The 12,349-nt window shown below is 51.8% G+C and carries 9 protein-coding genes; 3 read left to right on the top strand and 6 right to left on the bottom strand.

Features of this window, described 5'->3' with window-relative positions; all coding sequences use genetic code 11:
* Nucleotides 1-364: 364 nt before the first annotated feature.
* The 6 genes from BUC26_RS16500 to BUC26_RS16470 all read right to left on the bottom strand — a co-directional run bounded on the left by BUC26_RS16500 (nt 365) and on the right by BUC26_RS16470 (nt 9,010).
* Nucleotides 365-754 (bottom strand): hypothetical protein, encoded by a 390-nt coding sequence (locus tag BUC26_RS16500; RefSeq protein ID WP_073377743.1) that lies wholly within the window; start codon nt 752-754, stop codon nt 365-367.
* A 361-nt stretch (nt 755-1,115) separates the two neighbouring features.
* Complete coding sequence (locus BUC26_RS16490; protein WP_073377739.1) at nt 1,116-4,697, bottom strand: RHS repeat-associated core domain-containing protein; 3,582 nt, start codon at nt 4,695-4,697, stop codon at nt 1,116-1,118.
* A 33-nt stretch (nt 4,698-4,730) separates the two neighbouring features.
* Nucleotides 4,731-5,165: a hypothetical protein gene (locus BUC26_RS16485; RefSeq protein WP_073377737.1), complete on the bottom strand. Its 435-nt coding sequence runs from the start codon at nt 5,163-5,165 to the stop codon at nt 4,731-4,733.
* Between the two features lie 551 nt (nt 5,166-5,716).
* A complete protein-coding gene (gene ilvN, locus BUC26_RS16480) occupies nt 5,717-6,031 on the bottom strand; it encodes an acetolactate synthase small subunit (RefSeq protein ID WP_073377856.1) in 315 nt (104 codons plus the stop codon).
* Nucleotides 6,018-7,709 (bottom strand): acetolactate synthase large subunit, encoded by a 1,692-nt coding sequence (gene ilvB / locus BUC26_RS16475; RefSeq protein ID WP_073377736.1) that lies wholly within the window; start codon nt 7,707-7,709, stop codon nt 6,018-6,020. The genes ilvN and ilvB overlap by 14 nt, the downstream gene beginning before the upstream one ends.
* Before the next feature lie 296 nt (nt 7,710-8,005).
* The gene (locus tag BUC26_RS16470; protein ID WP_073377734.1) at nt 8,006-9,010 is read right to left on the bottom strand and encodes an alpha/beta fold hydrolase; all 1,005 of its coding nucleotides are present in this window, start codon (nt 9,008-9,010) and stop codon (nt 8,006-8,008) included.
* Nucleotides 9,011-9,775: 765 nt separating this feature from the next.
* On the opposite strand from BUC26_RS16470, the gene BUC26_RS16465 reads away from it, so the two are divergent.
* From BUC26_RS16465 to BUC26_RS16455, 3 genes are all read left to right on the top strand, one after another.
* The gene (locus BUC26_RS16465; protein WP_073377732.1) at nt 9,776-10,162 is read left to right on the top strand and encodes a RidA family protein; all 387 of its coding nucleotides are present in this window, start codon (nt 9,776-9,778) and stop codon (nt 10,160-10,162) included.
* A 19-nt stretch (nt 10,163-10,181) separates the two neighbouring features.
* A complete protein-coding gene (gene cuyA, locus BUC26_RS16460) occupies nt 10,182-11,180 on the top strand; it encodes a D-cysteate sulfo-lyase (protein WP_073377730.1) in 999 nt (332 codons plus the stop codon).
* Nucleotides 11,181-11,281: 101 nt separating this feature from the next.
* Nucleotides 11,282-12,262, top strand: coding sequence for a dicarboxylate/amino acid:cation symporter (locus tag BUC26_RS16455; protein ID WP_244155877.1), 981 nt, complete (start codon nt 11,282-11,284; stop codon nt 12,260-12,262).
* Nucleotides 12,263-12,349: the final 87 nt, after the last annotated feature.

Raw genomic sequence — 12,349 nt, 5'->3', positions numbered from 1 at the left:
CATACTGGTTGATCGGTTCGTTATCCATATCAGCATATAGGTTTATTCCAACTGCCAAAACAATAGGATCAGCAGCAATATGCCACCCAGTCTCCAGATCACAAAAAATAGGCCAAGATATCACGATGCCCAATCTTTCCCTAAGAATTTGTTTTCCTTTGATAAGAAATCACGTCAAGATTACATTTCTGAGGAATTATAACGCAAAATTCCTTATGCGATATTCCACTTGACACACTCCAGCCTTCTCGGTCTGGCGAGTATGGCCCTTAGTCTGCGCGATGCTAGTTAGATAAAAACAAGAGAATGCCAATGGATTAGTGCTTTTCCCTTCAACAATAAAACAAAGTCTCCTAGGTAAAACCTAATTATTTGATCTTAAGACAATTACCAAAACGGCTACAAAAAGAAAAAGTGATAAGAAATGGGGAATAGCACCCCAAATGTCTCTTAGCATGTTTGAGTCATGATAGATCCTGATCATAGATGCTAAAATTCCTATCGCGGACAGAACGATAATGATCAACGTGCGAATAGCAGAGCCTTTCGTACTGAATTTAATGAAACCGAGAGAAAATGCAGCTATACACGAAGTAATGCCGCAAATATATGTTACCTTGCTCAACGTGTTAGAATACCATATCAGTCCGATAACGCTCACAAAACCAAAGGTGATCAACAATGCTCTCAGTAGATTGATATCCAGCTTATTTTTTGCATTCATTACAACCATATTTTTCTTTTGCGCTTTCATATGCATCTTTTCCAAAGTACAAGGTTGCTCCTCCGTATGGAGAATTGCTTACTCCTAATTTTAAATCGCACACTGACTTGCACCACATTCCGGAGCAATTTCTAGCACATTGATCATAGCAGTCATCGTGTTTTTGGCACGCCCGGGGAGTAATATCTGGAATCCATGTCGCTCCATATGATCCTTCTGCTCCACATCTGTTACCAAACGGACCTCTCTCGGGAATTTTGAAGTCGAGAATCGGCCCAGAATTATGTTTCTCACCTTTTGTATAATCCCAATTTGGGTCTGCGTATCCAAGAAGCCCCTCAAGATCCACCCAGTTAATCGGATCCCCCCCAACATAAGCATACACATTAATTCACCCAGTAAGCCCAATAGGATCAGCAGAGATATACCTGCCTGTTTCGGGATCGTAATATCTGTGCCAGTTATAATGCAACCCGGTTTCAACATCAAAAGACTGGCCGGGAAACCGAAAATCGTTATGCTTTGTTGATGCAGTGATCACCACTTCTCCAAAGGGAAGATACTCGCCGGCCCACACGATCTGACCATTCTCATCAACGACATGCTGCACTGTTCCCAGATGGTCCGTCAGGTAATAGTACAGCTGAACGTCGCTATTGGCGACACTTTCGGCAAGCGGTTGAATCGCATCTTCCAGACCTATGATCGTGTTTCCAGTAACATCTACCGCCAGCGAGTTCGGTTTTCCGCTTACAATCTGCAATGCAGCAATCACCTGCTGGAGATCTGCTTCGCCAGGCGAATGGTCAAAGACCGCCAAGCGTTCACCGTTCAGGTAGATGTATTCCTCGCGTATCGCGCCTGAAGAGGACAACTTTGCCAGCACATTGCCGGCGATGTCATAGATAAAGAGTTCAGTTCCGCTGGCAGTGCTTTTCACGGTGCGTAGATTGTTACCGTCAAAACCATAGGAACCGAGCTGCAGAGCGCCATCGGTAACCGCAACAAGCCGATTCTCGTCATCCCAGGTAAAGTTCAGATTCCCTTTGGTCAGCGTGTTGCCCGCATCGTCGTAGGAAAGCGGGACGGGGTCGATACCACCTATCTGTTCAAGCTGATTGCTGCCGGCACGGTAGCTATATGTCTCTGCACCGCTATCGGATGTTTTGGTCAATCGGTTGCCCATCCCGTCAAGGGTATAGGAAAGTTCACCATATCCGCCGGAGGCCGCCACCAACATGCCGAGGTCGTTGTAGGCAAATGTCTGAGAACTGACCGGGGAAATGGTGTCGGTGATGGTCTCGATTTCACCGGTCACCAGATAGGAATAGTTACGCTGCATCACTGCTCCGGCGGCAGCGCTGCTCAGCCGATAATGCAGATCATAGGCCCGGGAAACGTGCAAACTGTTTCCCAGCTCCATCGAGGTCAACGGCCCGAAGGGGGTGTGGTCAATGGCTTCGGCAATGGTTACGCTGTCTCCCCGATCGGTTGCGACAACGCTGGTGATGGCGCCGTCGTTATCCCGGATATAGGACACAACCCGGCCTCCCGGGTAGGTCAGTGAGGTCAGCTCGCCATGGTCGTTGTATCCGTAGCCGACGACTGCCGAATACCCCTGCGTGGTTCTGATCTCCTCGGTCAGTTCGCCATGGTGGTTGTAGGTATAGGAAGACGTTCCGGTGCCGTCGGTCATGCCGGTCAGTTTGCCGATACCGTTTACCCCCTGATCATAATGGTAGGTGACATTGTTTTGAGGATGGGGATAGCTTTTCGCTACCAGCCGGTTGAGAGCATCGTAGTCGTAGACGGTGGTGACCTGATTGCCGTCGGTCCTGGCAATGAGATTGTCGGCCTCGTCGTAGCTGAAGAGGATGGTGCCCCGATCCGGGCTCTGCTCCTCGACTTTCCGGCCGAAATCGTTGTAGCTGAAAACGGTTGTGATACCGTTGTCGTCAACCACTTCCCGCTCATTATCATGGACGTCATAGGCAAACCCGGTGGTTACCGCTCCCGGTCGGATCAGGGCGGTCAGCCGATCCAGCCCGTCATAGACGGAGGTCGTTTCCCTGCCCAACTCATTGATCAGACTGACGAGGTTGCCGGCCTCATCATAGCTTCGCTCGGTGAACGAACCATCACCATCCGGATGGATCTCTTTTTGCAAACGCCCGAACTCGTCGTACTGGTAGCTGATCTCGGCGGTCAGTGTATGGTCCGCGGCACGGATGGTCCGTTTGGCGATGTTTCCGCTGACCGGGTCGTATTCATACTTCAGGTAGTTGCCACCACTATCGACAATGCGGTCCAGCAGGCCGTCAGGCGTGTAGTGATACTCAAGGGCACGGCCACCCGGCAAGCTGACAAGATCGAGACGACCGGCAGCGTCATAGTGGTAGACAGTGGTCCGTGCCCCGATGGTTCGGCTGGTGACCCGGCCGAACGCATCGTACGTGAGGGTGGTCGACACCTGGTTTGCATCCCTAATGCTTTCCGGTTTTCCCAACGCGTTGTAATCACCGTAGGTAACCGTCTGGCCGAGGGCGTTTGTCACCGTCTGCAGGTGTCCCCGGTTCAGCCCGGACGCTTCCGTATTGGGATAGTAGCCAAACGTGGTGACATCGACAACATCGGTGCGAGGGCCGTCTATGGTCTCCACCCGGCCGTAACTGGTATAGGTAAAAGTGGTTGTCCTGGTGCTTGGCGAGAGACCGTCATAACCGGATTCACTCCTGGTGAGAAGATTACCATCCGTATCATAGGTCATTGATATACGGTACTGCTGACCTGGGTTGCCGACGGAATCCCGGGTTATCGTTGTCGGCAGGTTGGTCGTTTGATCGTAGGTAGTGGTGGTAAGTCGCTGCTCCGGGGTACCGACCGCTTCACTCACCACCTCTTTGTTGCCGTTGCCGTCATAGGAGTAGGTGGTTGTGTAGCCTCTGCCGTTGGTGACACTTGCCACCTGCTGGCGGCCGGTGTAGGTGTAGCTGCTGTCGGCTCCCGACGAGCCGCAGGACGAACAGCCGGGACCACTTGAGGAGGCAACGCGGGCAACACCGTTGATAATCTCCAGCTGGTAGGTCGTCAGATTGCCGCCATCGTCCGTGACGGTGCGCGACAGTTCCGACGGATACCCGATGGTAACGTGTCGATGACCGGCCAACGAGGAAGAAATCACCCGATCTTGGCTATCATAGCCGACGGAGGTAATGCGTATACCGGCTTCGTCATCAATGGTGGTCAGGTTGTGCGGATCGTTAGCATCGGTGTAGCGGTAGTGTCTGGTAGTTCCATCCGGCCGGACAACGGCAACCAGATTATCATCGAGGTATGAGTAGGTAAAACTGCCTGTGGGGCCAGTCAGGGTGTGCAGCTTGCCGTCGGCATTGTAGGCAAACCCCAGAGATTTCCCGAACGTATCGGTTATTGCCGTCAGTTGCATACCGGAGTAATGAAATTCCTGCGTATGGCCGTTTCTCTGCCGTACCTGCAGAAGACGGCCTTGCTGGTCATAGGTATGCAGCGATCTGTTCGCTTTCTGCAGTTCATAGCCGCCCGAGATACCGACAATCCTACTGGTTTCTCCGAGTTGGTTGACCCAGCCGCCGGCGCCATCGCTCTCATAAGCGATGTGCCGTCCTGTCGAGAGCACCCGTGTTATCGTGCTGCCATCGATCTTCAGTCGATCCGTAAGCGAGCAGGACCAGCCGTACCCAAGAATACCGTTCTCGGTGCTGGTGCTGTTGTAGGTCCGCTGAAAATCAAAGAGAGCGGTGGGTCCTTGAATGACAAGGTATGTCTCGACGACGTATTTATTCCCGATAGCAAAATTCACCCCATGATCGGGCAAATACGGCTGACTCGAGGCCTTGGTCTGTCCTGGGAAAAGGGCTGTCACGGTGAGAACGGCAAGAACCGGTACACACCGTTTCAGTACACGAAAACCAAGGAGCAGACACGACTTTCTCATTATCGGCTTCCTGTTAACAGGGGAAGACATCCGTTAATCAACCAGGCAAGGAGGCCCCTGATTTGATTCAAGATCCAAAACTGCAGAAGGGACCTCACAACTGCTATCGTCCATCATCTCTCTTTTATCTCCGTTGCAATAAAGGAAGGCGTAGTAGAGGTTGCCGTCAAACGTTCCCGGAACAAGCGGTCTGTTATTCTGGCAATATCCTGCTTTTTCAGCGGGAAAATTGAGAGAGGATGGGACTCTTATCTCCCCTGAAAAGGTACCGATGCCCGGTGCCTGCAAACACGCCTGGTCGATTGCATTTTCTGCACCTTGATAAAGATCGAACGTGTTGTAGAGAAAGAAGTTCTCCTGATCGTCTCCGACCAGCCAATACAGTTGTCCCTCGTGGCCGGCATACAGAAATTGGGATGAATAAAACAACAGGGTTAGCGAGATTACTATCGTCAGGTATCTTTTCATTCTGAAAGGCCCTTTTTTCCCTTCACATAACCGAGCAGCGAACCATGATCGGTTCGACGCTCAAAACAATCATCAATGGCAAAAGAAATTATCAATCCACTGATGATTCGGTCCAACAGCATACCCGGACTTTCTGACAATTTTCTGACAGGTGGATTTTTTTATGAAAAAGGATGCCCGTTGCGCACTCGCGAGGAATCACGAGGTCATGGGCAACAGAGATGCTCCTGCTAACGGCAGGCTTGATCAATGATGGGGCAATTGTCTTTGGTTTGTCGACCGCGCGCAGGAACAAATCATTGGCTACGGAAACTCATTTTTGGCAGAACCTTGCGGTTTTGTGAGAGGGAGCGAAAATTTACGGGTTCCTGATACAGAGAAGCCTCCTGTCTCGGAAACCTATCAAGGTCACGAGAAGGAGGCTTCAATGAACGACCAGGCCGGCTTATGTTTTCCCAGGCGATGCTGTTCGTACTGTACCCCTGAATGGCCAAATGTCGGCGGAAAGTTCGCTTTAAACAGCGTATTTGCCTCGCCAGACCCCGCTTTTGTTAAACATCGAAGTGCTCCGCCATGCCGGTAAAGACCGGGTGCGAGCTACCGTGCCGCTCGACCCGTCTGACGTCTTGAAGCTTTTCCAGTTGTTTGACAACCTGATCGAGACGATTTTCCGCCGCCACCTTCAACCAGATGCGGCTGAGCGTGCCGTCGCCGATCGGCAGGACGGCAATGCCTTCCAGATTGTAAGCCCGGCGGGAGAACAGACTGCAGACATGGGTCATGACGCCGGGATGGTTCTTGACCAATATTTCGAGAACCGTGATACCGGTCAACGCCGGAGAGGCCTCCTGGCTAGGCGCATTCATGTACATGGGGATCTCCTATCATCGTTGAGTTGGCGGCACCGGGCGGAACCATCGGGTAAACGTCTTCATCCATGGCAATCGGTATATTGACCAGACAGGAACCCGGCGACTGCAGGGCTCTGACCAGGGTAGCATCCAAGGCCGCAGGGTCAGTGACGTCATAGGCGGAAAGACCGAAACCGCGGGCAATGGCCGGATAGTCGACGTTATGTTCGAACACCGAAGCCATCAGATTACCGCCGTAAAACAACCCCTGCTGTTGCCGCACCAGACCAAGGGATTTGTTGTTGAGCAGGATGATCTTGACCGTGGCCCGCTGCTCAACGACGGTCGCCAGCTCCTGAATGTTCATCAGGATGGAGCCATCACCGGTAAAACAGACCACCGGCCGCTCCGGATGCGCAAGCGAGGCGCCGATCGCTGCCGGCAGGCCGAATCCCATGGTCCCGAGGCCACCGGACGTCAGCAATTGCCGGGTACGACTGAGCGGGTAGACCTGGGCCGCCCACATCTGGTGCTTGCCGACATCAGTGGTGACGATCGCTTCATCGCCGATGATTTCGGCAACGCGCATGACGATCCCGTACGGTCTCGTGAAATCAAGTTGCTCCGAACAGAAATACGGGTATTGGGCTCGCAACCGACCGATCCGCCGCACCCACTCACGCCGCTCGTTGTGGCTGATCAAGGGCAGCAGTGCCTCCAGGGAATCTTTCACATCGCCGACAAAACCAAGATTGGTGGAACGGAGTTTACTGATCTCGCAGGGATCGATATCGATGTGGATGATCTTTGCCTTGGGGCAAAATTCGGCAATCTTGCCGGTGGCCCGGTCATCGAAGCGAACACCGACGCCGATCAGCAGATCACACTCGTTCATCGCCAGGTTTGTGGAGCGCGACGCATGCATCCCGAGCATCCCGAGATAAAGGTCGTGCTCCGGCGGAATCACACCGAGACCGAGCAGGGTCATCGTCGTTGGCAGTCCCCCTTTTTCGGCAAATTCCCTGGCCACCTGGCCGGCGTTGCCGTGGGTGACCCCGCCGCCGAGATAGAGAATCGGTCGCTGCGCCGCATCGATCATACTGACGGCCTGTTCCAGTGTGCATTGCTCAAACGGTGCGACAGCCGGTTTCGGTAACACCCCGGGCAACGGTTCAGCACATTCGATCAACTCATTCTGCACATCCTTGGGAATATCGATCAAAATCGGTCCCGGCCGGCCGCTGACGGCCAGGTGAAAAGCCTCGGGGATCACTTCAAGCAGTTCGGCTGCAGAGCGCACCAGGTAATTATGCTTGGTGATCGGGATGCTCAAACCGTAGACATCGACTTCCTGGAAGGCGTCCGTACCGATCATCGACAACGGCACCTGACCGGTGATAAAGACGACCGGTATCGAATCGAGATAGGCATCGGCCATGGCCGTGATGATATTGGTCGCACCCGGCCCGGACGTGGCGAAACAGACCGCCGGACGCCCGGTGGAACGAGCCATTCCCTGGGCGATAAAACCGGCCCCCTGCTCGTGGCGGGCGAGGATGTGGCGGATTGATCCTTCGCGGTAAAGCGCGTCGTAGAGCGGCAGGATCGAGCCGCCGGGGATGCCGGTTATCGTGGTGATGCCCTGCTTGGCCAGCAGTCTGATGGTCAACTGGGCGCCGGTGAGATGTGCCATGGTTCTCCTCCTGTCTTGGCTGAATAATTCGTCGAAGACGGGGCGGGAGAAACAAAAAACCCCCGCCGGCCGGCGCCGACGGGGGTCGATACTCGTGATCGTTTACCCGTTACGGCGCCCCGCACACCATCACAATCACCACGACCACGAGTACGAGCACAGCACACTTCGTGCCGGCATCGGATATCGTAAACTGCAAGGCTGTCGTCGGGATGTGGTTCATGCAGTACAGTCCGTCAAGGGTAAAAAAAATCGTTGTTGCTGAATCAAGCTCTTAACAGACGACACGGGACGTGTCAAGACGATTTTCCATTCTTGCTCAGTCGCCCGTCTGTCCCTTCTGAACTGGCGGTGTCTGCCGGCTGCCCAAACGAGTCGATAAATCCGAGGATCTCGGCTATCGCCGTGCCGCGCACTTCATCATGCTCCATAAGCACCTCGTGCCGGGCACCTGCGAAACGTTTTACTGTGCACCGTGGCAGCCGGCGGGAAAACGACAACATCGCCGGCACTCTGACCACCGTATCGTCCAAACCAGCAAGCAGCAGAACCGGACAATTCAATTTATCATGGCTGCTCCTGGCCCGGCGCATACCTCGATACGCCTGACGCAGCCAGCCAAACGTCGGGCTGCCCAGGGCCAGCTCGCTCCTGTCGACGATCATCTGTTGGTTTCGGGCAAATCGCTCGGCATCACCGGTTAAATCGTTGCCGGCAAACGGCAGGTCCGCCCGAAACGAACCGCCGCCCCAGACGTAGCTGCCCCCACCACCGAACCGACAGATAAGAGCCGCGAGCGCCTCACCGAGCAGCGGCGGCAACAGACAGCCGGTATTGATCTGCAGCATCGGTGAGACAAGGATCAGGCCGTCGGCCAGCCCCGGCCGCTCGGCCAGTGCAAGCATGGCAATGGCACCGCCCATGGAGTGGGCGAGCACAACAACCGGTCGCTCCGGATAACGGGCAGTCATCTGCTCAATGAGCGTAATCAGATCAGAAACATAGAAAGAAAAGTCGTCGATATGCCCCTTCTGCGGGTCGGGCAGCGGCCGATCGGAACCACCCTGGCCGAAATGGTCATAGAGACAGACGGCAAACTCGCTTTTTTGCAGGTCACGCGCCACTTCCAGATATTTTTCAAGCCATTCCGATCGACCGGTGACGACTACAACGACTCCCAGAGCCACTTCTCTGTTCTGCAGCGCATAACGGACCCGTCCCCCGGCGGCGCCGGAAAAAAAGTCGACGGTAAACGCTGCCTGAAACCATTCAGACAACTCCTGCATCCGCAAATCTATCATGCATGCGCCTCTCTGTGGTAACCAGCATCAATTGCAGTGTTATTGCTACTTTTGAAAGAATGATTTTCAAGTATCGCATGAAATATCAAACGATTTGAGCCTTTTGCAAAACTTAGATTTTCGTTCAAAATCAAGGCATGCGAAAAATTTTACCGCAGGCATATACATGATATTCCGAGGATAAAATTTTGAGCATAACGCAGAGTTTGGGCGAAAAGATTGTTTTGCTAATGGCTCGATTTATATGGCTTATCCGGATTGCGCGTACTTTTTTTGAGTTTCAGGCCAAAGATCTGGCTAAGGGCATCGCTTGCAAACGCTGCTTTTCGGTCTGATCACCGTCACCCCGCAGTTGGCAGACAGGACGTTCGCCGCCTATCGGTCCAGCTTGATGAACCAAATAGGTCAAACCAACGTAGCACATGGCAGTAGCTGGGTGTCACAAGGCATAATTACTCAGCTTAACTCACTTTCCCGCGTAATGAAATTCTGGAGAAGAATGTTTCTTAACTGCAACGAGGTTTATCTTACCGAAGTATCAGAGTTCTTCAAAGCACAGTATCCCGTTCCCAACATTTTTTCTATCTATATATCCAGTATAATTCATTAATATTCTACGATACCGCATAAAATATCTTTTCTTCTTGACAGCCCTAACACCTTCTGGCATACAATGGAATAAATGTCGACATTCGACAGTCGTCAGATTTTTAATCAGAAGATAGCTGCAGCAAATTAAGCTATTACAAGTGACATGGAGGTAAAATGACGAATAAAAAAGCGATTAAAACAGACAGTGCTCCGGACGCGGTCGGCCCATATTCTCAAGCAATCAAGGTAGGCAACCTGCTTTTCACATCGGGGCAATTGCCTATCGATCCATCAACAGGACAAATACCTCAAGGAACCATTTCAGTTCGTGCCCACCAAACTATCAAGAACCTTGCAGCGGTTATAGAAGCAGCGGGGGCAGGACTTGAAGACGTAGTTAAAACGACAGTATTCCTTACCGATATTAGTGACTTCCAGGAAATCAACAAAGTTTACGAGCAATATTTCGCAAGACCCTTCCCGGCACGAAGCGCGTTTCAAGTAGCGGCTTTGCCCTTGGCAGCAGACATTGAAATTGAGGCGATCGTATTTATCAACTAAATCCACGCGAGGACTGACAATGAATCTCACCCAATTCCCCAGAAGAAACTATGTGCAGGACCCCACACCAATCGAGGCCGTACCAACTTTTTCAAAAGCTCTCGGAGGCAAAATAAACCTCTTCATCAAACGTGACGACTTGCTCCCGGGCTGTGCCGGTGGCAACAAGACAAGGAAACTCGACTATTGCATCGCCGATGCCCTGGAAAAAGGGGCAGATACCATAATCACCTGCGGTGCCGTACAGTCAAACCATTGTCGCCTCACCCTTGCATGGGCGGTTAAAGAGGGGATGGATTGCCACCTTGTCCTGGAAGAACGTGTCCCCGGCAGCTACAAGGAAAACGGTTCCGGAAACCATTTTCTGTTTCAGTTGATGGGAGTCAAGAGCATTACCGTTGTACCAGGTGGCTCAGATATGCTTGGTGAAATGGAGCAGGTCTCTGAAAAAGTAAAATCTACTGGTAAAAAACCGTATATCATTCCTGGCGGTGCATCAAATGCAATAGGAGCAACCGGTTATGCCGCCTGTGCTCTGGAGATTCAACACCAGCTTTTTTCTCAAAATCTCTCCATCGACCACCTGGTTGTTCCAAGCGGCAGCGCTGGGACACACGCAGGTATGGTGGTAGGCATGTACGGATCCAACGCGAACATACCAATTGCAGGCATCAACGTCAGCAGAAAGAAACAAGTACAAGAGGAAATCGTTCACAATCTGGCTGTAGAGACAGCAAAGCGACTCGGCGTCAGGGAAAAGATACCTGCGGATCAGATTACCTGCTTCGACAATTATGTCGGTGCCGGCTATTCGCTGCCTACTGACAGCATGATTGAGGCAGTGAAATTGCTGGCCCGGACCGAATCCATTCTGCTTGATCCTGTTTACTCAGGCAAAGCTATGGCAGGAATGATTGACCTGGTTCGCAATGATTATTTTTCGCCAGGAACAAACGTAATGTTTTTGCATACAGGCGGTTCTCCGGCTCTGTACGCATATCTCGACACGTTTAGGTAGCAACGATGGCACTGTTGTTCATACTACGGTGCCATCGTTTTATTAGTGCAAAAAGTGAAATCACGTTCATCACCACATTGCAAAAATGGAGGTAATACACGGTGAAGCTTTATCACAAGATACTGATAGGTCTGGTCCTTGGCGTACTAGCCGGTCTAATCCTTGGGGAAAAAGCAGCGTATTTGAAGCCTGTTGGTGACATTTTCATTCGCTGTCTCAGATTAATTGTAGTCCCTCTCATTCTCTCAACACTAATAACAGGCGTAGTCAGCACAGGGAATATCAAGAATCTGGGAATGACAGGTATAAGTACGCTTGTCTATTTTATGGTGACAACCACCTTGGCAGTGTGCGTAGGGTTACTCGTTGCCAATATCCTCCAACCCGGAACGTCACTTTCATTGGGCGAACTCAATACCTTCCAGGCGCCAGAATCAGTTGGTCCAGCGGAGATGATTGTCAGCATGTTTCCGATGAACCCAATGGAAGCACTCGCAAATGGAAATGTATTGCAGATCATCATTTTCGCACTGTTTTTCGGGGCAGGCCTGTCCATGGCCGGAGATCAGGGCAAACCGGTAGCGAATTTCTTCCAGAGTCTCGCGGAAGTGATGTTCAAGGTTTCCGATATCGTTATCAGTTTCGCACCTTATGGAGTGTTTGCTCTTATCGCTTGGACAACAGGAAAATTTGGATTGGATATCCTGATGCCAATGGCAAAACTTATTGTGGCCGCACTGATCGCCAGTCTGATTCACATTTTCGTTTCCTACACATTGATAGTTACATTTATCGCTCGCATTTCTCCGCTCGTTTTCTTGAAGAAAACCTTGGAACCGGCATTGGTTGGATTATCCACCTGCAGCGCCGCTGCCGCATTCCCTTTTTCTATGCGGGCGCAAAAACACCTCGGCGTCTCACCCAAAGTTTCAGGTTTCACCCTTCCTATGGCACTGACCATAAATATGGATGGAACCGCCCTGTACCAGGCAGTTGCTGCCATGTTTGTCGCCAATGCCTATGGCATTGATCTATCACTTACTCAGCAGGGAACAATCGTTGCAACTGCTGTTTTAGTATAGTGGACCCCAGTTTTAAGACAGTAGTTTAAGCTAGACGCAATCCCGAGGAACAGGAAAAGATGAGTGAAGGAAAGAAGAGAAAGTTCC

Source organism: Desulfofustis glycolicus DSM 9705, assembly GCF_900130015.1.
GTDB lineage: Bacteria > Desulfobacterota > Desulfobulbia > Desulfobulbales > Desulfocapsaceae > Desulfofustis > Desulfofustis glycolicus.
The sequence above is the reverse complement of the archived record's forward strand: the minus strand, read 5'-3'. Positions and strand labels throughout refer to the sequence as shown.

Excerpts from the sequence above, each read along its gene's own strand:
- BUC26_RS16500 (WP_073377743.1), bottom strand. The coding sequence starts at position 754 with ATGAAAGCGCAAAAGAAAAATATGGTTGTAATGAATGCAAAAAATAAG.
- BUC26_RS16490 (WP_073377739.1), bottom strand. The coding sequence starts at position 4,697 with ATGAGAAAGTCGTGTCTGCTCCTTGGTTTTCGTGTACTGAAACGGTGT.
- BUC26_RS16485 (WP_073377737.1), bottom strand. The coding sequence starts at position 5,165 with ATGAAAAGATACCTGACGATAGTAATCTCGCTAACCCTGTTGTTTTAT.
- ilvN (WP_073377856.1), bottom strand. The coding sequence starts at position 6,031 with ATGAATGCGCCTAGCCAGGAGGCCTCTCCGGCGTTGACCGGTATCACG.
- ilvB (WP_073377736.1), bottom strand. The coding sequence starts at position 7,709 with ATGGCACATCTCACCGGCGCCCAGTTGACCATCAGACTGCTGGCCAAG.
- BUC26_RS16470 (WP_073377734.1), bottom strand. The coding sequence starts at position 9,010 with ATGATAGATTTGCGGATGCAGGAGTTGTCTGAATGGTTTCAGGCAGCG.
- BUC26_RS16465 (WP_073377732.1), top strand. The coding sequence starts at position 9,776 with ATGACGAATAAAAAAGCGATTAAAACAGACAGTGCTCCGGACGCGGTC.
- cuyA (WP_073377730.1), top strand. The coding sequence starts at position 10,182 with ATGAATCTCACCCAATTCCCCAGAAGAAACTATGTGCAGGACCCCACA.